The sequence below is a fragment of the Xanthomarina gelatinilytica genome (assembly GCF_000348685.1).
Lineage (GTDB): Bacteria > Bacteroidota > Bacteroidia > Flavobacteriales > Flavobacteriaceae > Xanthomarina > Xanthomarina gelatinilytica.
In genome coordinates this window covers 830225-851994 of sequence record NZ_ANLA01000004.1, presented here as the reverse complement: position 1 = coordinate 851994, position 21770 = coordinate 830225, and the positions used below count along the sequence as shown (strand labels likewise).

Below are 21770 nucleotides of genomic sequence, written 5' to 3'. Positions count from 1 at the left end.
TTTAAGTTGAAAAATCTCATGTTTTTAGCGACCCTAACCTAGGTTTTTTTTGATTGAAATACCTACTTTTGCAGTCATAAAAAACAACTAACATTCTCCGTGAGCTAATTGCTTCATCAAGAATGTTCCAGACACACAACACAACTAAAATGAGCAACAACAAAACCATTAAATCGGCTTTAATTTCTGTTTTCAGTAAAGACGGATTAGAACCAATTGTAAAGCAACTACATCAACAAAATGTCACTATTTATTCCACTGGTGGCACAGAAAAATTCATTCAGGATTTAGGGATTCCAGTGGTTCCTGTAGAAGAGGTAACCTCTTATCCTTCTATTCTTGGTGGCCGTGTTAAAACCTTACACCCAAAAGTGTTTGGAGGTATCTTAAACCGTCAAAACAATGACAGTGATGCCAAAGAGTTGGTCGATTTTGAAATTCCACAAATCGATTTGGTTATTGTGGATCTATATCCTTTTGAAAAAACAGTGGCCTCTGGAGCCAGCAACCAAGACATTATAGAAAAAATTGACATTGGTGGGATTTCATTAATTCGTGCTGCTGCCAAAAACTATGCAGATGTGGTTTGCGTATCTTCCGTTGAAGATTACAAAGAATTTTTGGAATTACTTCAAACCAAAAACGGAGACACTTCTGAAGCAGACAGAAAGCGTTTTGCTGCCAAGGCTTTCAATGTTTCATCTCATTACGATTCGGCCATTTTCAATTATTTCAACAGCAATCAAGACATTGCCAGTCTAAAAATTAGCGAAACTCAAGGTCAAGTATTACGTTATGGCGAAAATCCACATCAAAAAGGGTTTTTCTATGGAAATTTCGATGACATTTTCACCAAGCTTCATGGCAAGGAATTAAGCTATAACAACTTGTTGGATGTAGATGCAGCCGTAAATTTAATGAACGAGTTTAAAGGCGAAGCACCAACTTTTGCCATCTTAAAACACAACAATGCTTGTGGATTTGCACAAAGGGAAACTGTTTTGGAAGCATATCAAGCCGCTTTGGCAGGCGATCCTGTTTCTGCTTTTGGTGGCATATTGATCAGCAATTCTGAAATTGATTTAGCGACAGCCGAGGAGATCCATAAGTTATTTTGCGAAGTGGTTATAGCACCTTCGTTTACTTCGGAAGCAGCTACTGTTTTAAAAGGTAAAAAGAATCGCATTTTACTGATTTTAAAAGACATCCAGTTGCCTCAAACCACGGTAAGGACCTGTTTAAATGGTGTATTGGTTCAAGATAGGGACCACAAAACCGATACAGTTACAGATTTATCTTATGCTACAAACAATAAACCAACCAAAAGGGAGTTAGAAGATTTGATTTTTGCATCAAAAATTTGCAAACACACCAAATCGAACACCATCGTTTTGGCAAAAAACAAACAATTATGTGCTAGTGGAACAGGGCAAACCAGTCGTGTAGACGCTTTAAATCAAGCCATACACAAAGCACAATCCTTTAATTTCGATTTAAAAGGGGCTGTGATGGCCAGTGATGCGTTTTTTCCGTTTCCAGATTGTGTGGAAATTGCAGATAATGCAGGAATTTCAGCAGTAATTCAACCTGGAGGTTCCATTAAAGACCAACTAAGCATTGATTATTGTAATGAACACAACTTAACGATGGTGATGACTGGAACACGCCATTTTAAACACTAAATTGAGAATACCTAATTTAAGATAGCGTATCTCATCGAATAATGACAATCAAAAAGACAACCGAAGATAATAATTGCATAACTTTTATTACATTTACAAGATTAGATTAACAAACCTCAAATAAACGACTGTAACGCATGGGATTTTTTGACTTCCTAACCGAGGAAATAGCAATAGATTTAGGAACTGCAAATACACTTATTATCCATAACGATAAAGTGGTTGTAGATAGTCCTTCTATAGTTGCGCGAGATAGAATTTCTGGAAAAATAATTGCTGTTGGTAAGGAAGCCAGCATGATGCAAGGAAAAACACACGAAAACATTAAAACCATTAGACCTCTTAAAGATGGGGTTATTGCCGATTTTGATGCCAGTGAGCAGATGATTAGCATGTTTATAAAAAACATTCCTGCCCTAAAAAAGAAATTCTTTACCCCAGCCTTACGTATGGTTATTTGCATTCCTTCTGGAATTACAGAAGTGGAAATGCGAGCCGTAAAAGAAAGTGCCGAACGCGTTAATGGTAAAGAGGTTTACTTAATTCACGAACCTATGGCAGCAGCTATTGGTATTGGTGTGGACATTATGCAGCCAAAAGGAAACATGATTGTGGATATAGGTGGTGGAACCACAGAAATTGCTGTCTTGGCCTTAGGAGGTATTGTTTGTGATAAATCGGTTAAAATTGCTGGAGATGTGTTTACCAATGATATTATTTATTACATGCGCACACAGCACAACCTATATGTTGGAGAGCGTACTGCCGAAAAAATAAAAATCCAGATTGGTGCAGCAACTGAAGATTTGGAACTTCCACCAGAAGATATGAGCGTTCAAGGACGTGATTTATTAACAGGGAAACCAAAACAAGTAAACATTTCTTATAGGGAAATTGCTAAAGCCTTGGATAAATCCATTTTGCGTATTGAAGATGCTGTTATGGAAACCTTGTCCCAAACACCTCCAGAATTGGCAGCAGACATTTACAATACTGGTATTTATTTAGCTGGTGGTGGATCGATGTTAAGAGGGTTGGACAAGCGTTTGTCCCAAAAAACCGATTTGCCTGTTTACATTGCAGAAGACCCGTTACGAGCTGTTGTTCGTGGTACAGGAATAACCCTTAAAAACTTACCTAAATACAAAAGCATATTGATAAAATAGCCCTAACACATGCAGCAAATTATAAACTTCATAATAAGAAACAAATCGTTTTTGTTATACTTATTGTTGTTTTCAATTGCCATGGTGTTTACCATTCAATCGCATTCATATCATAAAAGTAAATTTATTAATTCGGCCAATTTTTTGTCTGGAGGTATTTACAATTCAGTAAACAATGTTAGTGAATACATGCACCTGAGAAAGCAAAACGAGCTTCTTCAGCAAGAAAACAATCAATTAAAGTCGCTTTTGTACAACAAAACGGATTCCATTAACAAAACTTTTGTGGATACGGTTTATTCTGGGGTTTCCTACAAGTTTTCTCCTGCAGTAGTTATAAAAAACAGCTACTCTTCCAACAACAATGTGTTATTGATCAATAGAGGAAATAGAGATAGCATCAAACAAGATTTTGGTGTAATTTCACCAAAAGGCCTGGTAGGCATTGTGGATAATACCAGTAAAAAATATGCTACGGTTATTTCGGTTTTGAACACCAATAGCCGAATTAGTGCCAAGTTAAAAAAATCGAATCATTTTGGTTCTTTGGTATGGAATGGCAAATCGCCCTATTTGGTTCAACTTACAGAAATCCCGAAAATCGCTCCAATTACGGCTGGAGATACCATTATAACCTCTGGTAGATCTTCCATTTTCCCTAAAGACATACCTATTGGTACCATAGACAGTTACACCTTGGATGCTTCCCAAAATTACTACATCATTCATGTACGTTTGTTTAACGATATGACAAGTTTGGAACACGTGTATGTTATAGAAAATAAAGATGCCGAAGAAATAAATGCCTTAATAAACAACACCAATGAATAGTATTGTATTTACCCATACCTTTCGGTTTATTATTTTGGCATTATTGCAGGTTTTGGTACTGAGCCATATCAACTTCTTAGGTTATATAAATCCGTATTTATACATTTTGTTCATTTTATTGTATCCTTTAAAAAACAATCGGGTTATTTTTATTCTTGTCAGTTTTTTATTGGGTTTGACCATTGATACCTTTTTAGATTCTGGAGGTGTTCATGCTGCAGCATCTGTGACCATAGCTTTTATTAGGCCTTTTATATTAAAGTTTTCATTTGGAGCCGTTTACGATCATCAAACCATGAAATTTGGCAATGTGGAGTTTGGATCCAAACTTACCTATATTGCCATTTTGACCTTAATTCATCATTTTATTTTATTCTCATTGGAATTTTTTAACTTTTATAAGATAATTTTAATCCTTCAAAACACGTTATTCTCCAGTATATTTACTATTATATTATGTTTATTGACAACCATTATCTTTAGCAGGAGAAATTAATGAGACAACTATTACTTTTTATTACCATTATTCTTGTAGGCGTGAGCTTTATAGCGAGATTGTTTTACCTTCAGGTTTATAATGCCGAAGAACACAGTCTCTACGATGATAATGCCATAAGAAAAGTGTACGATTACCCTAAGCGTGGCTTTGTTTACGATAGAAATGGCAAACTTTTGGTGGCCAACCAACCTTCATATGATGTGATGGTGATTCCTCGCGAGGTAAAACCCCTGGACACCTTGGAATTTTGTTCGTTACTTAAAATCGATATTGAACAATTCAAAAAAATTTATAATAGAGCTTACCATTATTCCCCTAGATTACCCTCTGTTTTTGTGCCTCAGTTGTCAAAAGAAGATTATGCAGCACTCCAAGAGAAAATGAGGAAATATGAAGGATTTTATATTCAAAAGCGTTCATTAAGAGACTACCAAACAACCATTGGAGCCAATGTATTGGGTTATATTGCCGAAGCGACACAGTACCAAATAGACAACGATCCATACTACAACATGGGAGACTTGATTGGAAAACAAGGCGTGGAACTGTCTTACGAGGAGGAGCTTAGAGGTGTTAAAGGGATAAAGTTTATTCAAAAAGATAGATTTAACAGAGACATTGGCCCCTATAAAGATGGCATATACGATACAGTACCTCAACAAGGGAAGGACATTACCATTTCCATTGATGCCGATTTGCAAGAATATGGCGAGCGTTTAATGCAAAAAAAACATGGTGGCATTGTAGCTATTGAACCAAGTTCTGGAGAAATATTGGCACTGGTATCTGCGCCAACCTACGATCCTAATTTATTGGTTGGAAGACAACGTTCCAGAAATTTCACTAAGCTTTACAACGACACAATTAACAGACCCTTAATTGACAGAGGACTCTTGCGTATGCACGAACCTGGTTCGCCATTTAAAGTGTTTGTTTCTTTGGTGGCTTTGCAGGAACATGCCATCACACCTGAAACCACTCTTTTTTGTTCTGGTGTTTATCACTATGGAAGAAGAGGTACCATGGGTTGCCATTGTGGTGGTGGAAAAAGGGATTTGGTTTTAGGGATTGCTAAATCTTGTAATTCCTATTTTGCCAACGCCTTTAGAAAAAATATTGATTTATATCCAGATGCTGGAAAAGCTATGGATATATGGAGTGACCATATGAAAAGTTTTGGATTTGGAAATTTTTTGGGTTACGATTTAGCCATAGGAAAAAAGGGGAATATTCCTGATGGTGCCTATTACGATAAATGGTATCCAGATTTTAATTGGGGAGCCACCACCATTATCTCCAACTCCATTGGTCAAGGAGAGGTTTTAGTAACACCAATACAACTGGCCAATGCCACAGCTGCCATTGCCAATAAAGGGTATTACTACACACCACATATTATTAAACATATAGAAGGAAAACCTATAGACAAAAAATACACCACAAAAAACCAAACCACAATAGATCCAAAACATTTTGATCCCGTAATTCAAGGACTTTTTGATGTGTACAACAACGGAACAGCTTGGTTTTTAAAAGTTCCAGGGATAGATGTTTGTGGAAAAACCGGAACAGCAGAAAATTTCACTATTATAGACGGCAAAAGAACCCAATTAACAGACCATTCCATTTTTATAGCCTTTGCTCCAAAAGACGACCCTAAAATAGCTTTAGCCGTTTTTGTTGAAAATGGTTATTATGGCGCACGTTGGGCTGGTAGAATAGCTAGTTTGATGATAGAAAAATATTTAAAGGGCGAAGTGACATTGAAACAAATGGAACAAATGGTTTTAGATAAAAGCTTGGAGGAAGAATATGCCAAGCCGTATTCTGGAAAACCGTTTACAATTAACAACTAATGTATAGAGAGACAAATAGACATTTTAGGTTCGATTGGATCACCATCATCATATTTTTACTGCTTGTTGGTTTTGGTTGGCTAAACATCTTATCTGCTTCTCATGTTGGGGAAACCATTGATTATTTTGATTTTTCCCAACCTTATGGCAAGCAGTTGATGTTTATAGCCTTAACGGTTTTATTGATTATTCTTATTCTTTCCATAGAATCAAAATTTTATGAACGTTTCTCAAGTATTATTTACATTGTCTCCATGTTGTCATTGGTTGGTTTGTTTATTGCCGGAAAAAATGTAAATGGTGCTACCTCTTGGTATGCCATTGGTGGTATGACCATTCAACCCAGTGAATTTGCCAAAGCTGCAACAGCTCTTGCTGTTGCAAAGTTTTTAAGCGATTTACAAACAGATATAAAAAATTTTAAAGACCAAATTAAAGCCTTTATAATTATAGCTATTCCAGCTATCTTAATTTTACTTCAAAACGATGCAGGAAGTACCGTTGTGTACGCGTCTTTCTTTTTTGTTTTTTACAGGGAAGGACTGCCTAAAATTTACTTGACACTAAGTCTGTTGCTTATATTTATTTCTGTAAGTTCATTAAAGTTTGGAGCCACGATCACTGGAATTGTCTTTACCATTTTAATTTTGGCTTATCACTTTACAAGAAGAAAAAAACCTCGAATACTACAAACCCTATTTGCTATTGCAACCTGTTTGGTTTTAAGTTTTGGGATTAAATTTTTCTATCAAAACATTCTGCAACCTCATCAACAAGACCGAATAAGCTTGTGGTTAAGACTGGAAAAAGATCCTGATAAAATTGCCCAAATGAGAAGGGATATTTTATACAATCTCTACGAATCTGAAAAAGCCATAAGCTCTGGAGGTTTAACTGGCAAAGGGTTTTTGGAAGGCACTAGAACTACAGGAAAATTTGTTCCAGAACAGCATACTGATTACATTTTCAGTACAGTTGGCGAAGAATGGGGTTTTGCTGGTACCACTTTTGTAGTAGTGCTTTTTGTCCTGTTATTACTCCGTATTTTGCACCTTTCCGAACTACAAAAGTCACAATTTAGTCGTGTCTATGGCTACAGTGTGGCATCCATACTTTTTTTCCATTTCATGATTAATATAGGCATGGTTATGGGATTGATACCAACCATTGGAATTCCGTTACCTTTCTTTAGCTATGGTGGCTCAGGACTTTGGGGCTTTACTATTTTATTGTTTATTTTTATTAAACTGGATTCCAATAGAATTAATGAGTGGTAAAAATTTAATTACTCCATTTATTATAAAACGATATTTTAAGATTTTTTTTTACCTTTATTTTTCAATACTAATCATCTATATATCATTACACAGTAACATTTTATGAAAAATCTATTCAATACATTCGGTATCCTAGTCACAATATTCATTTTTACAAGTAACAGTATTGCACAAGTAAACAGTGACTATGATAAAAGTACAGATTTCAAAAAATATAAAACAGTTAGCTTTGGAGGCTGGGAAAAAGAAAGTGACAAAATTTTAAACGATTTCGACAAAAAAAGAATCACAGATGCTTTAACAAACGAATTTAACTCTAGAGGCATTAAACTGGTAGATGCAAATGGCGATGCCACAGTAACACTATATTTAGTTATAAAGAATAAATCTAACATTACAGCATATACCAACTTTAATGGTGGATTGGGTTATGCTGGACGATGGGGGTTTGGAAGAGGTATTTATGGAGGTGTTGGTAGTGCCTCTACATCTCTTAGTGAAAATGAATACAGAGAAGGCACTATTGTTATTGACCTGTATGATACCGCACAAAAAAAATTAATATGGCAAGGAGACATGACCACTGAAGTTCAAGAAAAATCAGAAAAAAGAGAGAAATCCATTCCCAAGAACATTAAAAAACTTATGAAAAGATTCCCTGTTGACCCCATTAAAAAATAAACGCATCATATACCCACTTTTCCATATCAAATGTATATGAATCCTTATTTTACTGTTTAGACATTTTTAAATCCATTGGTAGTATTAAAATGCTCTTTTAACATTTAATTTCCAACTTTTTTAGGGTCATATTTCCTAAATCTAAAGAAGCTAGTTTCCTTTTACCATTTTTGTTAATTCTTTATGGTATACAATTAACAGTGTTCATTTTATACAATTTAATCAATAAGTTTGATACCTAAATAAAATGACATACACTTTTATATAAACGTAACATTTTCTAAACCTAATATAGGTCCATAAAATTGAAATCAAAAACAATTAACCTGAAAGCAAAGACAGTGCATGTTGACTGTTAAATAAAAACAACATTGCAACACCGTTTGCTTCTCCAAGAACTAATTTTTTGCTAGTGTATTATACTAAAAAATCACCACTATGTAAACAGTCTTTAGGCAACTTTAAGAAGCCTAATTCAATATGCAACTGTATGAAGTGAGGTAGTAAAAATTGGCAATGTTAATTTGTAAGACTTTGTAATATAAATCTTATCGATTAAATGCAAAAAAAGATGGAAATAAGCATCATAAAATTAACCTGTATATTAGGAAAACCATAAAAATATTTTTGCAAAATAATTTGTTATGGTTAAATACACAACCCAAATACTACCTATGGAGTTAAATTTACTTTATACTTAATAGCCAATACTAGAATAATTTTAAAAAATAATACATCTTTTTAAGCCAGGTGGCATTGAATAATTAATATTTCTTATTTAATTTATTTAAAAAACTTTTTTAAGTATCTTTATTCTTGACAACCGTTCTCCCTAAAACACACTTTTAGTCTGATTGATAGCAAATTATTTGTTTCATTTTAAACCTATCAACTCATGAAAAGACAATTTCTATGTGCGTTTGCCATGCTGGTTGCAATTCCTTTAATGGCACAAGAGAACAGAACAAGTGCAGATCCTGAAGACGGCAAAAGTTTACAGGATAAAATTCAAAACCCCATTGCCAACATGGCAAGCATTCCTTTGGATTATAATCTACCCATTAACAACAAGAATTCCAACATCCTTAACTTACAAGCTGTAATTCCTGTAAGACTTACAGAGAACTGGTTGTTGATTACACGTGCCTTTGTTCCATTTATGAATGTTCCCACAACATCAAGCTATAGCAATGGGGTTGGAAATGTCATGTTCACTGGAACCATTACACCTGCAAAAGAAGGCAGTTTTTCTTGGGGAGCTGGTCCTGCCCTTATGTTGCCTACAGGCATAGAAGGATTGGGCTTTGAAAAATTTTCCATCGGACCTTCTCTGGCAGCTTTAAAACAAAGCAATGGCCTAACCTATGGCCTAATATTACAAAATTACTTTTCCGTTGCTGGCCCTAGCAATGCTCAGAATGTCAATTACCTATACACACAGATTCTACTATCCAAAAATTTAAAGAATGGTTGGTACCTGTATTCCAATCCAAACATTACGGCTGATTGGAATGCCACAAACAACAATCAATGGACCATTCCTTTGGGAGTTGGTGCCGGAAAACTGATCACTCACAATAGATACCTACCCATAAATGTAAAAGCAGGTGTGTATAAATTTATAGCTCATCCCACAGATGCCGATTGGTTGATTCAGGCTCAAGCAACTTTTATTCTGAAATACAAATAAAATCATCAAACTACAGCAATATTAACCATGAGGATGATCGTTGATAGATATATTAAAAAAAAAATCATGATTGATGTTAAAGAGACATGGCGTTTTTAGATTCAATAAAAAAAAAGAAAAGCACGTCACGAACTAACACTAAAGATATTTCTAAAATGTCTTTAGTGTTTTAGTATATCAATTTTGATAAAGCTTAAAATTTTCTTTTGACAGCTTCATTAAAAAGTTTAATTTTAATCCTAACCCATTAAAAGACAAAACCAACCAATGAAAAAAACTGTTTTCAATTTTCTTTTATTTGTCTTTATATATATTCCCAATATTTCTAAAGCACAAGAAAATACAAATTCAGAAGAAAAACACCATTCCATTCAGTTCTTATTGGCACACACGCAAATTCAAGAAGCGCTAAATGAGAATGGAGAAAAAACATGGATATCTGCTCCGTCTTTTGAACTCAATTACAATTATGAAATAAATGACAAATGGGCTATCGGACTCCATACAGACATTGTTATTGAGGATTTTACAGTGGAAACATTTTCTGAAGAGAACAACATGGTAGAACGCAGTTCCCCTATAGCTCCAGCCATTGTTGGCTCTTATAAATTTTGCAAAAACTTTTCTGCTTTATTGGGACTTGGTGGGGAATTTTCAAAAGAAGAAAATTTTGCCTTATTGCGTCTAGGAATAGAATACGGTTATCCATTTCACGAAAACTGGGAACTTGTGAGCAACATTACAAACGACATAAAATTCAGTGCCTACAATTCATTCTCTTTGGGTATAGGTATTGCTCGAAAATTTTAACTTAATTTAAATAAAAAAACCATGAAAAATATTGCCATTCTAAGCATTAGTTTTTTGCTTTTAACAGGTTGTTTGAAAAAATCTGAAAACAAGCAAGTGGAAATTGTGGTCAAGGATACTACCAGCTTTAAAATAGATCCTCTTCCTTCATGGAACGAAGGCAAAACCAAAGCAGCCATTATAGATTATATCAAAGATGTGACCAATAAAGAAAGTGCCAATTTTATTCCAGAAATAGACAGAATAGCAACCTTTGACAATGATGGCAATTTATGGTCCGAACAACCAGCTTATTTCCAGTTGTTCTTTGCTATGGATCGGGTAAAAGAACTTGCAAAAGACCATCCAGAATGGCAGAACAAACAGCCTTTTAAAGCGGTATTGGAAAATGACATGAAAACATTGATCGCTTCAGGTGAAAAGGGGATTATGGAGTTGATCATGGCAACACATGCTGGTATAACCACAGATGAATTTGAACTGTTGGTGAAAAATTGGTTGGAAACTGCCCAGCATCCAAGATTCAACAAACCCTATAACCAATTAATCTATCAACCTATGTTAGAACTTTTAGACTATTTAAGAACCAACGATTTTAAAACCTTTATAGTTTCTGGTGGAGGCATAGAATTTATGAGGCCTTGGGTTGAAGAAGCTTACGGCATTCCCAAAGATCAAGTAGTTGGAAGCAGTATCGCTACCGAATATGATTATAACAATGGAGCCCCAGTTATAAGACGTTTATCAAAAATTGATTTTATAGACGATAAAGCAGGAAAACCCGTTGGTATAAATAAATTTATAGGAAGAAAGCCTGTTTTTGCTTCTGGAAATTCCGATGGCGACTTACAAATGATGCAATGGACAGATTCAAACCCATACAAATCCTTTCAGCTATATTTACATCATACAGATGCAGACAGGGAATGGGCCTACGACAGGGAATCACATATAGGGCAATTCAACAAAGGTTTGGATGAGGCCTTAGAAAAAGGTTGGACCATTATAGACATGAAAAACGATTGGAAAACCATTTACCCTTTTCAAAAGGAATGAGAAGCGATGTAACCCATTTGGTTAAATAACAGTAAATTTAAAGGTTATTTCTTGAGATTTGAAAGTGTAATGAAACATCAATTTCTTTATTTGTTTTGGATTGTTTTGTTAAGCTTTCATGTTAAGGCCCAAGATTTTAGTAAAGATCAAGACGTAAAAGTAAACCAACAGCTATGGTTGGATTACAATTTTAATAACAACATAGACAGTTTGAAGGTTTTAATCACACAAATAGGTTTTAGAAAAATATCTCCCAATGTGTTCAATAGATTTTTGGTACTTTCTCACATCAATCTCCTTCACAAAAAAAGTTTGGGTATTGTAAATCTGGAAAAACCCTTTATAGAGTCGTTTATGTTGGGTGCTGGAATTATCTACACCCAAAATTATGATGCAGACGATAACTTAGAATTCAGACTCTCTCAAGGGTTTAAATTTAGCATTCCCACCCTTAAAGGCATTGATCTTATTAACTATGTACGTTTGGAAGAACGGTTTCAAAATACATTTAACAACTCTGGTTGGACAGCTGGTTACCGATTAAGATACCGGATTTCTACCGAACTGAATTGGAAAAAACATGTGGTTAAATTCACTAATGGCTTATACATTCCCATGAGTTTTTAGATATTTTTAAATTTAAAAAAATCCGATCGTTTTAACGATTTGGTAAGAATTTCGCCTAGATTGGGTTATAAATTGAAGAACGATTGGAAGTTTGAACTCTACTTAATCTTTAATGAAACCAAAAACAACACTGAAACCAACAACAGTTCAAGCGATTTTATTTTAAGAATCCGTGTTTATAATGGAACCCTAAAAACCCATTAAAACAATTTGCTTTAGAATAGTTTTTAATCTTAAAAAAAATTCCATTCCATACTACCATTATTTTTATTAAAAACTTTAAATTTTTTTTTACCTTCAATCTAATTAACTACATATCATTTAATTACTAACTAATCATTGAAAATATGAAAAAACTTTTAGCTGAATTTATTGGAACCTTCTGGTTGGTACTGGGAGGTTGCGGAAGTGCTGTGCTTGCTGCAGGAATTCCAGAACTAGGTATTGGGTTTGCAGGTGTGGCAGCTGCATTTGGTTTAACTGTATTAACAGGAGCTTATGCTGTAGGCCATATCTCAGGCGCCCATTTTAATCCTGCTGTTTCTATTGGGTTATGGATGGGAGGCCGTTTTAATGGTAAAGAACTACCTGGTTACATTATTGCCCAAGTACTTGGTGGTATTGCAGGTGCTGGCATCCTATATGTTATTGCCAGTGGAAACGATGGCTTTAGCCTGGCTGATGGATTTGCAGCCAATGGTTATGGAGAACATTCACCAATGGGTTACGACATGACTTCTGCTTTGGTAACGGAAATTGTTATGACCTTTATGTTTCTAATTGTGATTCTTGGTGCCACCCACAGAAATGCTTCTCCTGGAATTGGAGGTATCGCCATAGGTTTGGCACTCACTTTAATCCACTTAATTAGCATTCCGGTTACCAACACATCTGTAAATCCAGCTAGAAGCACCAGTCAGGCTTTATTTATTGGAGATTGGGCCATGGGACAATTATGGTTGTTTTGGATAGCCCCAATAGTTGGAGCTATTTTAGCAGGATTGCTTTATAAATATCTAGCTCCAAATACCGATTAAATGAAAGTTTAAAAACCATTGGAGGATTGTTTTTTTACAATCCTCTTATTTTTTAAGCTCTAGTTTTTCGGCAAAATAATCGCAAAAGTCTTTCATGGTAGCTGTCATTTTTTCATCTTGGGTAGCTCTATGAAAAGTATCGCTCATGGCCACAAGGGTTTGATGAAAAAACAATTTCATTTCATCCACAGGCATATCTTTGGTCCAAAGATCAATCCGTAAGGTTTCTTGTGCTTTACTGTCCCAAACAGAAAGCAACATGGCTTTGGCCTCTTCGTTGTTTATGCCTCCATCTTCGGCTGTCCAAAGCAATTTCTCTGGAATCCTATTGTCGTCTAATTCTACTTTAAGCTCTATGGTAGAAGTTGTATTTGCCATTTATTTTTTAGGTTTAAAATTTGAATTATTAAAAATCTCTGTGGGTTCTTTTTGCAGCATATCCTTCAAGGACACCTCGTTATGGGCCATATAAGCCCTAACTATCTGCCAACCCATATATCTTCCTATCTGTCCAGGGGATTCAGTATCTATTTCCTCCAAATAAAACTTAGAAAACGGAGCTGGATTTATAAACCTGTTGGGAAGTTTGGAATCTGTACTGAACAAAAGCTCTTTCTCAACAAAATAGCGCCAAATCTCTGTTTCGTTTGCTGCTGCCCAATCCAATTGGTCTTGCGTATAACCTATTTTTTCGGCATCTGTTTTAAAAGGAATGACCACATCTTTAAAATAAAGTTGTTTCCCGTAATAAATCATTTCGTCCAATAATGATTTTGGTGGTTTTTGATAGATGTACCTCTCTGCATAAGCAGCTGCCAAATCCACCACCATTTGGTCTTTGGAGAAGTTTTCCCTCAAGTACTTTTGAATGCCTTGATAAAATTCATGGTCCTTCCCTAAATAGGTGTCCAAGGAAATTAAAACAATGGTATCTGTCACGATCACTTTATTTCTATAATCCACATTGGAGGTAGTAGTGACCACTCGAGGTGTCTTAAATTCTGGAAAATAGTATTCAAGATGCTGAAAAAGCTGTATGATTTCTTCTTTTTCTTGCTTCAACTCTGGAAAAACACGAGCTGTTTCTTGTGTTAATTGCTGTTGCAAGGTGTCGTTTACTTTCGCGATCCAAAAAGAGTCCGGATATTTTTCCGAAAACATAAATGGATAGGCTATTTTGGTCTCTGCCAGATTTTCTGGTGTTGTTTCTCCAAAAGCCTTATCAAACCTCTCCACAATAAAATCAACGTCTATCTTGGCAATCTCCTTTTCAATCTTGTTGTCGTTCTTACAAGAAAATACAATTACAAACAGAAATATCAGTAAACTAAAATTCTTCATAAAAAACTAATAGGTTGTTAATTTTTATTAATTAGGTGTTTCTTTTACTTTTGTTGGGCAAAGGTAAGGTACTTTGTTTAAAATACGTTTAAAATGCAAACAGAAAAAGTGGTTCATCACATAGTAAAATGGCTTAAAGATTATGCCTTAAACGCCAAAGTAAACGGTTTTGTTGTAGGTATTTCCGGAGGTATTGATTCTGCAGTCACTTCAACCCTTTGTGCAAAAACAGGTTTGGAAGTCCTTTGCCTAGAAATGCCCATTCATCAAGCTACAAGCCATGTAACAAGAGCTCAGGAACACCTTGCACAACTTAAAGCCAATTATAATAATGTTAGCGATTTAAGAACCGATTTAACACCCGTTTTTGAAGAGTTTAAAACCGAAGTATCTTTGGATGGTGAGCAAGCCATTGTGGATATGGCTTTGGCAAATACCAGAGCTCGTTTAAGAATGACCACCTTGTATTATTACGCCGGATTGAAAAAATTGTTGGTTGCAGGAACTGGCAATAAAATTGAAGATTTTGGAGTGGGTTTTTATACCAAATATGGAGATGGAGGTGTTGATTTGAGTCCCATTGCCGATTTATTGAAATCTGAAGTATATGAATTAGCTGAAATTTTAAACGTGCCAGAATCCATTATGAAAGCTGCACCAAGCGATGGCTTATTTGGTGATGCCAGAAGCGACGAAGACCAAATAGGTGCTTCGTACCCAGAACTGGAATGGGCCATGAAAATGGTTGAAGAACATAAAACAGAAAGCGATTTTGAGGATAGGCAAAAAGAGGTTTTTAAAATTTATAAACGCTTGAACACAGCCAACAAGCACAAAATGAACCCCATTCCTATTTGCATGATTCCTAATAATTTAAAGCAATAATTATTAATATTTGAAAGAATTTTACTATCTTTACTAAACATGATTCACTTTTTTGCCTCAACAGTCTTAATATTTAAAACTTTTTAAGATGATAAAACTGTTGGTTGTTGATAGTCATCCAATTATTAGAAAAGGTATCGAACTTTTGTTTGTTGCTTCCAAAGACATTAAAGTTGTTGGAGGAATTAGCAATGGCGAAGCTATATTCGATTTTCTAAAACAGGAGAAAGCAGATGTAATTTTATCTGAAATAGATTTACCAAAGCTTAATGGCATCACTGCTTTAAGGCGTTTATCAAAAGAACACCCAAATATCAAAGTGCTAATGTTTTCTTCGCAACCTGAAGAAATCTACGCTGTAAACACCATAAAAGCTGGCGCTTTTGGTTATTTATCCAAAACAGCCAATATAATCACCATTAAGGAAGCCATAGAAAAAGTAGCTGCTGGGGAAACGTATTTAAGTAACAACCTTGCCAGTCAATTAGCATTTGCAAAAGGCATTCACAAATCAACCAAATCAACTTATAAAAAACTGTCAACCAGAGAAATAGAAGTGTTGAAATTGATTTCTGTAGGCAAGAAAAATAAAGAAATTGCCCAAGAATTGGAAATAAACGAAAAAACTGTAAGCACCTATAAGTCCAGGTTGATGAAAAAACTACACGTTGATAATATTGTAGATTTGATCAATAGAGCCAAGTTGATGGAATTTTAAAGTGCCTTATTTAATTTTCTGGACAGTAAATTGTCCAATTTTTTATAACCAACAACCTCTTCCAAAATCTCTTTATACTGTATTTCTATATTCCCTTTGGTCTCCTGGCTTAATTCGTCTATTTTTTTACTGATTAAAAAACATCTTAAATTCAAGATGGTTTCATTTACCAATTGCGCTATGGTATCTGTTTTTTCTTTTGGAAAAATATTTTTTGTATGCCAATTGGACAAGGTATAACGTTCGTCCTCCATTAAAATGGTAGTCATTTCTGTGGCCACATCGGCATCCACATCGTTAACAAAATTTTCCAAAGCAAAATCGGGATTTTGATTTAAGGTGTCTATAATTTTATAATATAGTCCTTTAAATTTTAAATTGGTAAATTCCATCTCGTCTTCCTGAAGGTCCAAAAATATTTTTTCAAATACTTTTGCTCGATGCACCACAGGCTCTAAAACCAATTCATTTTTATCGTTTTCCTTTAAAATCAAATCCTCAAAATCTTCGGTTCTGTTTCCATAAAGCAATAAGATTTGGATAATTTTACGTTCCAATTCATATTGCACATCTACCTTAGGCTTTGGTTGCTGATTTTTTATAACATCAAAGGCTTTTTGCTCCTCTTTAAATTGTTTGTTGGCTTCTTGTAAATCTTTTTTTGAAGATTGTGCCAAGGTACTATAAAGTACATCTTCGCTAATTTGCATGATCTTGGAGCATTCCTGGATATAAATCTCACGCTTAATCCTATCTGGAATTTTGGAAATACTATTTACGATATCCCGAACGGTTTCTGCTTTCTTTATAGGATCGTTTTTAGAAGCTTCAAATAACATGGATGCTTTATACTGAATAAAATCCTGCGCGTGTTCTTCCAGATATAAAGTGAGCTCTTCAAGGGTGTTTTGTTTGGCGAAACTATCTGGATCTTCACCTTCTGGAAAAGTGCATATTTTTACGTTCATCCCTTGTTCCAAAATCAAATCAATTCCTCTCAAGGATGCCCTTATTCCTGCTGCATCGCCATCAAAAAGTACCGTAATGTTTTTTGTTAGTCGATTAATAAGCCTAATCTGGTCTGGCGTTAAGGCTGTCCCAGAAGACGATACAACGTTTTTAATCCCTCTTTGATGAAATTGAATGACATCGGTATAACCTTCCACCAAATAACAATTATCTTCTTTGGCAATGCTTTGTTTGGCGTGAAAAATTCCATAAAGCACTTTGCTTTTATGGTAAATGTCGCTTTCTGGGGAATTTAAATATTTGGCCGCTTTTTTATCATTGGTTAAAATACGGCCTCCAAACCCAAGCACACGTCCGCTCATACTCCTAATTGGAAACATGACACGACCTTTAAACCTATCAAAACGCTTGTCTTCCCTTACTATGGTAAGACCTGTTTTTTCAAGATATTCCAATTTGTAACCTTTTTTCAGGGCTTCGTCTGTAAAGGCTTGCCAGTCGTCTAAAGAATAACCCAAATGGAATTTTTTTATGGTTTCTTCGGTAAATCCTCGTTCCTTAAAGTAACTCAGTCCAATGGCTTTACCTTGATTGGTTTTGTGGAGTATGTTTTGAAAATAGCTACTTGCAAACTCACTGACCAAATACAAACTTTCACGCTCGTTTGCCTGTTCTTTTTGCTCATTGGTTTGTTCGGTTTCCTCTACTTCAATATTGTATTTATTAGCTAAATACTTAATGGCTTCTGGATAGGTAAAATGCTCGTGTTCCATTAAAAAAGCCACCACGTTACCACCTTTGCCACTTGAAAAATCCTTCCATATTTGCTTCACTGGAGAGACCATGAAGCTTGGGGATCGCTCATCGCTAAACGGACTAAGGCCTTTGAAACTGCTTCCAGATTTTTTAAGCTGTACAAAATCGCCTATAACCTCCTCTACACGAGCAGTTTCAAACACTTGATCTATGGTGGATTTTGATATCAATTTAAAAACATTTGAGGTTGTAAAATTACAATATACATTGAATAGTAAAAGTAATAAAACGAAATGTTTTTAAATTAAATTAAAAAGGCCTTACTGTTTTTTTAAAACCAGAAAGGCCTAACTTAAATTAACCACGTAAACTAATCCATGTCGAAACGTAAGCCCAATGAAATATTGTTTTGGTCTATGGCCTGATCTTTAAAAATAGTTGATAGATCATACTTGGCATAAATACCAACATGTCCCCAAGAAATATAAGAGCTTAAACCATATACAAAGTTATTGGTGTTAAAATCTTTAATTTTATCTTTTTGAAAATTGCCTTGTTCATCATCGTATTTTAGTTTTTGAAGCGATTGGATAACAAATCCTCCATAACCACCAAGCCCAATTTTAAATTTCTTGTGCGTGGAATACCTAAAATAGTTTTCCCGTTCTATTTTCTTGGAAGGTCCAAATTCTAAATGCACAGGAAACACCAAATTGGTTGACCTAAATTTAGATTTGTCCAGGTTTAAAGGGAATTCTTCCAAGGATACCACATCATCTACTTCCTGAAAATAGAGATTGTCTTTTATATCTAATTTATTCCATTGAAACGACACTCCATATTTTAAACGTATGGCATTACTGTTTTTAAGCAATCTGGTCTTCCAAGCCCAACCCAATTCCACAAACCCGGAACCTCCTAATTTGTATGGCGAATCGTTTAGGGATTGTCCTTCTATAATGGCATTATTAAATCCTATGGCAAAAACCAAATCACTGGTGGTACGTCTGTCGTACTTTTTAGGTTCTTTTTTTTGTTCAGGGCCAATATATATACTCTTTAAATCGTAAGTATCGGAATCTTCATCCTTACCTACAGTTATAATAAACCCTTCCAAATTGGCTCCTGTATCATAAGGTACGTGTTCATTTCTTTCCAAGAGAGCAATTCTATTATCTATTATAGCCAATCTGTTTTCTATATTTAAGGCATGTTTGGACGCAAAATCTGCTTTTAAACCATCTGCTTCTTCCTGCGTGATCTCATTATTGTCCAGTTGCACATTAACTGCTTCAACCTCGGCTTTAAGCCATTCTTTTTCTTGGGTTACTACCTGTTCTTTCTGTGCTTCCAAGGCAGCAATTTTATCTTGATTGGACGTTTCCTGTGCCTGAATAAACTGTATGGAAAAACCAAGCACAAGTAGTGCTATTAATTTAGTAAGAGTTTGCATGATTGTTTGTTTTTTTTTAATGGATGATATATTTATTGGTTACGTTGGGCAACTGCAGTTTTTACCTTTTTGTAACCTGTTATCAATGTTTCGAAAACTTTGGCTCTGAACGATTCGTCCAGATCTGCTTCAACGTCTTGAAGTAAAGCTTTCGCATCTATGGCATAGTCTTTTTCTGTAGTAGTATGTTTAAGCTTCTGTTGAGCCTCCTTTAGCAAGGCATCAACATCTGTTTCTGTTTTTATTGGATGTTCCTGTGTCTCTGTTTGAACTATTTCTGTTTCTCTTGAAAGTGGTTCATGAAGTGTATCCTTTAAAATCTTTTGTGACGCTTTCGGACTTTCTGTTTGGGCAACTTGGGTGGTTTTCACTGAATATGTTATGGACTCGTTTTTGGTTTCATTGGTTTTTGTCACATTTTCTGAAGTGCCTACAACTTCCATATGAGGTTGTTCCATGAAAACTTGTTTTTCTTGATTCTCTTTACCACTTTTCTGAAGGGTTTCAATTTCCTGGGTTTCTGTATCTACCAAAACAGGATTTTGATTGGATACTTCAGAAGTTTTAAAAAACGTGTAGGTCATTAAAAAAATCCCAACCAGACTGGCAGCAATTCCTATCCATACATACGTTTTTTTGGAAGATCTTTCAGTATTTGTCTCCAGCTTTTCAGAAAGTCTATTCCAAGCCTCAGTGGATGGCTCTAGCCTTCTTTTTTCAAGCTTTTCCTTAATGCTGTCTTCAAATTTAATTGGAGCCATAATGGGTGTTGTTTTGTTTGTTTATTTGTTCCTGAAGCAGTTTTCGGGCTTTAAAGAGTTGCGATTTGGAGGTGCCTTCCGAAATCTTTAAAAGTTTTGCTATTTCGGCATGTTTGTAACCTTCTACGGCATACATGACAAAAACCATTCTATAGCCTTCGGGCAACCCATCTATCAATCGTTGGATATCTGCAACATCCATTGATACATCTATTTGAAGGGAAGAACCATGAGCCTCCTCCATCACTTCTTCAGTGAACACAATTTGTTTTTTTTGCCTTAAAAACGATATGGATTCCCGAACCATAATGCGTCTGATCCAGCCTTCAAAACTGCCCTCTGCCTTATAATCCATAAGATGTTTAAAAACCTTGTAAAACCCATTCAGCATGGCTTCTTCGGCATGCTGTAGATCCTTTATATAATATCTACAAATACTTAACATTTTAGGTGCATGCATCTCAAACAACACGTGTTGTGCTTCACGATTGTTTTTAATGGCTTTTTTAATAAGCACTGTTTCGTTTTTGTAGAGTTGTATAACTTTCACTAAAAGGGTTTTGAACTGCTTCTATTTATAAAGACGAAAAAATCATGCAAAAGGTTGCCTAAGTTTTGAAATAATATTTTAAAATACTAAAAATGAAACGGTTAATGTCTTATTTTTTTCTGTCAATCACATAATTAACCATCAACTCCAATGAATTTTTAAATGCAGAATCTGGATAGACTTGAAGTATTTGAAGGGCTTCTTCCTGAAATGCCTTCATTTTGGAGATAGCATAATCCAGACCACCTTTGGCTATAACATAGCCAATAACTTCGGAGACCCTTTTTTTATCCCTATTGTGGTTTTTAATGGAATTTATAAGCCAACGCTTGTCCTTTTTATTTGCTTGGTTGAGCACATAAATCAATGGCAAGGTCATTTTTTGTTCTTTGATATCGATTCCAGTAGGTTTGCCTATTTTCTCTTCGCCATAATCAAACAAATCGTCTTTAATTTGGAAAGCCATCCCAATAAGTTCGCCAAATTTTCGCATGCGTTCCACATGCTCCGAACCTGGTTTCACCGAAGCAGCTCCCAGACTGCAACAGGCAGCGATTAACGTAGCTGTTTTTTGACGTATAATTTCGTAATAAACGGCTTCTGTAATATCCAATTTTCTGGCTTTTTCTATTTGAAGCAATTCACCTTCGCTCATTTCCCTAACAGCAATGGAAATAATTTTGAGCAAATCGAAATCGTTGTTGTCTATGGATAGCAATAGGCCTTTTGAGAGTAAATAATCACCTACCAAAACCGCAATTTTGTTTTTCCAAAGGGCATTGATAGAGAAAAAACCACGACGTCTGTTGCTCTCATCCACCACATCGTCATGAACCAAAGTGGCTGTATGAATAAGCTCTATAACCGAAGCACCTCGATACGTGCGTTCACTAATCTCGCCATTGGAAACCATTTTAGCCACCAAAAACACAAACATAGGACGCATTTGCTTACCTTTTCTGTTAACAATATAATGGGTAATTCGGTTTAACAAGGCTACCTTTGAAGACATGGACAGTTGAAACTTTTGTTCAAAAAGTTCCATCTCATAATCAATAGGCTGTTTTATTTGTTCTACAATTTTCAAAAGAAAATATGACTAAAAATTGATAACAAACGTACTAA

General features: G+C 35.2%; 22 protein-coding genes. 15 read left to right on the top strand and 7 right to left on the bottom strand.

Going from position 1 to position 21770, the window contains the following annotated elements; translation table 11 throughout:
* Positions 1-149: 149 nt before the first annotated feature.
* From purH to aqpZ, 13 genes are all read left to right on the top strand, one after another.
* A complete protein-coding gene (purH, locus tag D778_RS04470; RefSeq protein WP_007648075.1) occupies positions 150-1682 on the top strand; it encodes a bifunctional phosphoribosylaminoimidazolecarboxamide formyltransferase/IMP cyclohydrolase in 1533 nt (510 codons plus the stop codon).
* Positions 1683-1819: 137 nt separating this feature from the next.
* A complete protein-coding gene (locus tag D778_RS04465) occupies positions 1820-2848 on the top strand; it encodes a rod shape-determining protein (RefSeq protein ID WP_007648073.1) in 1029 nt (342 codons plus the stop codon).
* Positions 2849-2857: 9 nt separating this feature from the next.
* The gene (gene mreC, locus D778_RS04460) at positions 2858-3679 is read left to right on the top strand and encodes a rod shape-determining protein MreC (protein ID WP_007648071.1); all 822 of its coding nucleotides are present in this window, start codon (positions 2858-2860) and stop codon (positions 3677-3679) included.
* Complete coding sequence (mreD, locus tag D778_RS04455; protein ID WP_007648069.1) at positions 3672-4175, top strand: rod shape-determining protein MreD; 504 nt, start codon at positions 3672-3674, stop codon at positions 4173-4175. The genes mreC and mreD overlap by 8 nt, the downstream gene beginning before the upstream one ends.
* Positions 4175-6034, top strand: a complete 1860-nt coding sequence (gene mrdA / locus D778_RS04450) for a penicillin-binding protein 2 (protein ID WP_007648067.1) — start codon at positions 4175-4177, stop codon at positions 6032-6034. The genes mreD and mrdA overlap by 1 nt, the downstream gene beginning before the upstream one ends.
* Entirely contained in the window at positions 6034-7311 is a 1278-nt protein-coding gene (gene rodA / locus D778_RS04445; RefSeq protein ID WP_007648066.1) for a rod shape-determining protein RodA, read from the top strand. Before mrdA ends, rodA begins: the two co-directional genes overlap by 1 nt.
* A gap of 102 nt (positions 7312-7413) precedes the next feature.
* A complete protein-coding gene (locus D778_RS04440; protein ID WP_007648064.1) occupies positions 7414-7992 on the top strand; it encodes a DUF4136 domain-containing protein in 579 nt (192 codons plus the stop codon).
* Positions 7993-8887: 895 nt separating this feature from the next.
* Positions 8888-9682 (top strand): hypothetical protein, encoded by a 795-nt coding sequence (locus D778_RS04435; protein WP_007648061.1) that lies wholly within the window; start codon positions 8888-8890, stop codon positions 9680-9682.
* Between the two features lie 267 nt (positions 9683-9949).
* Positions 9950-10492 (top strand): hypothetical protein, encoded by a 543-nt coding sequence (locus tag D778_RS04430; protein WP_007648059.1) that lies wholly within the window; start codon positions 9950-9952, stop codon positions 10490-10492.
* A gap of 21 nt (positions 10493-10513) precedes the next feature.
* On the top strand, positions 10514-11548 hold the full coding sequence (locus D778_RS04425) for an HAD family hydrolase (protein ID WP_007648057.1): 1035 nt from the start codon (positions 10514-10516) through the stop codon (positions 11546-11548).
* Positions 11549-11617: 69 nt separating this feature from the next.
* Complete coding sequence (locus D778_RS04420) at positions 11618-12175, top strand: porin family protein (protein ID WP_007648056.1); 558 nt, start codon at positions 11618-11620, stop codon at positions 12173-12175.
* 39 nt (positions 12176-12214) lie between these two features.
* A complete protein-coding gene (locus D778_RS14600) occupies positions 12215-12379 on the top strand; it encodes a hypothetical protein (protein ID WP_162138288.1) in 165 nt (54 codons plus the stop codon).
* A gap of 143 nt (positions 12380-12522) precedes the next feature.
* Positions 12523-13212: an aquaporin Z gene (gene aqpZ / locus D778_RS04415; protein WP_007648051.1), complete on the top strand. Its 690-nt coding sequence runs from the start codon at positions 12523-12525 to the stop codon at positions 13210-13212.
* 45 nt (positions 13213-13257) lie between these two features.
* Here aqpZ and gldC read toward each other — a convergent pair whose 3' ends face one another.
* Positions 13258-13590 (bottom strand): gliding motility protein GldC, encoded by a 333-nt coding sequence (gene gldC, locus D778_RS04410; protein WP_007648049.1) that lies wholly within the window; start codon positions 13588-13590, stop codon positions 13258-13260.
* The gene (gene gldB, locus D778_RS04405; protein ID WP_007648047.1) at positions 13591-14553 is read right to left on the bottom strand and encodes a gliding motility lipoprotein GldB; all 963 of its coding nucleotides are present in this window, start codon (positions 14551-14553) and stop codon (positions 13591-13593) included.
* A 93-nt stretch (positions 14554-14646) separates the two neighbouring features.
* Here gldB and nadE point away from each other — a divergent pair, with 93 nt between their 5' ends.
* Entirely contained in the window at positions 14647-15438 is a 792-nt protein-coding gene (gene nadE, locus D778_RS04400; RefSeq protein ID WP_007648045.1) for an NAD(+) synthase, read from the top strand.
* A gap of 88 nt (positions 15439-15526) precedes the next feature.
* The gene (locus D778_RS04395; RefSeq protein WP_007648043.1) at positions 15527-16156 is read left to right on the top strand and encodes a response regulator; all 630 of its coding nucleotides are present in this window, start codon (positions 15527-15529) and stop codon (positions 16154-16156) included.
* On the opposite strand, the gene dnaG is transcribed toward D778_RS04395, so the two are convergent.
* The 5 genes from dnaG to D778_RS04370 form a co-directional block, all read right to left on the bottom strand.
* Positions 16153-18111, bottom strand: a complete 1959-nt coding sequence (gene dnaG, locus D778_RS04390) for a DNA primase (protein WP_007648041.1) — start codon at positions 18109-18111, stop codon at positions 16153-16155. The genes D778_RS04395 and dnaG overlap by 4 nt on opposite strands.
* A gap of 140 nt (positions 18112-18251) precedes the next feature.
* Complete coding sequence (locus D778_RS04385) at positions 18252-19334, bottom strand: hypothetical protein (RefSeq protein WP_007648039.1); 1083 nt, start codon at positions 19332-19334, stop codon at positions 18252-18254.
* Positions 19335-19366: 32 nt separating this feature from the next.
* Positions 19367-20095 carry a hypothetical protein gene (locus D778_RS04380; RefSeq protein ID WP_007648037.1) on the bottom strand — a complete coding sequence of 243 codons (729 nt, stop codon included), beginning with the start codon at positions 20093-20095 and terminating at the stop codon, positions 19367-19369.
* A complete protein-coding gene (locus D778_RS04375; protein WP_007648035.1) occupies positions 20082-20645 on the bottom strand; it encodes an RNA polymerase sigma factor in 564 nt (187 codons plus the stop codon). The genes D778_RS04380 and D778_RS04375 overlap by 14 nt, the downstream gene beginning before the upstream one ends.
* Before the next feature lie 109 nt (positions 20646-20754).
* Complete coding sequence (locus D778_RS04370) at positions 20755-21732, bottom strand: polyprenyl synthetase family protein (RefSeq protein WP_007648033.1); 978 nt, start codon at positions 21730-21732, stop codon at positions 20755-20757.
* Positions 21733-21770: the final 38 nt, after the last annotated feature.

Excerpts from the sequence above, each read along its gene's own strand:
- D778_RS04420 (WP_007648056.1), top strand. The coding sequence starts at position 11,618 with ATGAAACATCAATTTCTTTATTTGTTTTGGATTGTTTTGTTAAGCTTT.
- D778_RS04430 (WP_007648059.1), top strand. The coding sequence starts at position 9,950 with ATGAAAAAAACTGTTTTCAATTTTCTTTTATTTGTCTTTATATATATT.
- mrdA (WP_007648067.1), top strand. The coding sequence starts at position 4,175 with ATGAGACAACTATTACTTTTTATTACCATTATTCTTGTAGGCGTGAGC.
- mreC (WP_007648071.1), top strand. The coding sequence starts at position 2,858 with ATGCAGCAAATTATAAACTTCATAATAAGAAACAAATCGTTTTTGTTA.
- D778_RS04435 (WP_007648061.1), top strand. The coding sequence starts at position 8,888 with ATGAAAAGACAATTTCTATGTGCGTTTGCCATGCTGGTTGCAATTCCT.
- D778_RS04425 (WP_007648057.1), top strand. The coding sequence starts at position 10,514 with ATGAAAAATATTGCCATTCTAAGCATTAGTTTTTTGCTTTTAACAGGT.
- rodA (WP_007648066.1), top strand. The coding sequence starts at position 6,034 with ATGTATAGAGAGACAAATAGACATTTTAGGTTCGATTGGATCACCATC.
- nadE (WP_007648045.1), top strand. The coding sequence starts at position 14,647 with ATGCAAACAGAAAAAGTGGTTCATCACATAGTAAAATGGCTTAAAGAT.
- D778_RS04465 (WP_007648073.1), top strand. The coding sequence starts at position 1,820 with ATGGGATTTTTTGACTTCCTAACCGAGGAAATAGCAATAGATTTAGGA.
- D778_RS04385 (WP_007648039.1), bottom strand. The coding sequence starts at position 19,334 with ATGCAAACTCTTACTAAATTAATAGCACTACTTGTGCTTGGTTTTTCC.
- purH (WP_007648075.1), top strand. The coding sequence starts at position 150 with ATGAGCAACAACAAAACCATTAAATCGGCTTTAATTTCTGTTTTCAGT.
- D778_RS04395 (WP_007648043.1), top strand. The coding sequence starts at position 15,527 with ATGATAAAACTGTTGGTTGTTGATAGTCATCCAATTATTAGAAAAGGT.
- gldB (WP_007648047.1), bottom strand. The coding sequence starts at position 14,553 with ATGAAGAATTTTAGTTTACTGATATTTCTGTTTGTAATTGTATTTTCT.
- D778_RS04380 (WP_007648037.1), bottom strand. The coding sequence starts at position 20,095 with ATGGCTCCAATTAAATTTGAAGACAGCATTAAGGAAAAGCTTGAAAAA.
- mreD (WP_007648069.1), top strand. The coding sequence starts at position 3,672 with ATGAATAGTATTGTATTTACCCATACCTTTCGGTTTATTATTTTGGCA.
- aqpZ (WP_007648051.1), top strand. The coding sequence starts at position 12,523 with ATGAAAAAACTTTTAGCTGAATTTATTGGAACCTTCTGGTTGGTACTG.
- D778_RS04440 (WP_007648064.1), top strand. The coding sequence starts at position 7,414 with ATGAAAAATCTATTCAATACATTCGGTATCCTAGTCACAATATTCATT.
- gldC (WP_007648049.1), bottom strand. The coding sequence starts at position 13,590 with ATGGCAAATACAACTTCTACCATAGAGCTTAAAGTAGAATTAGACGAC.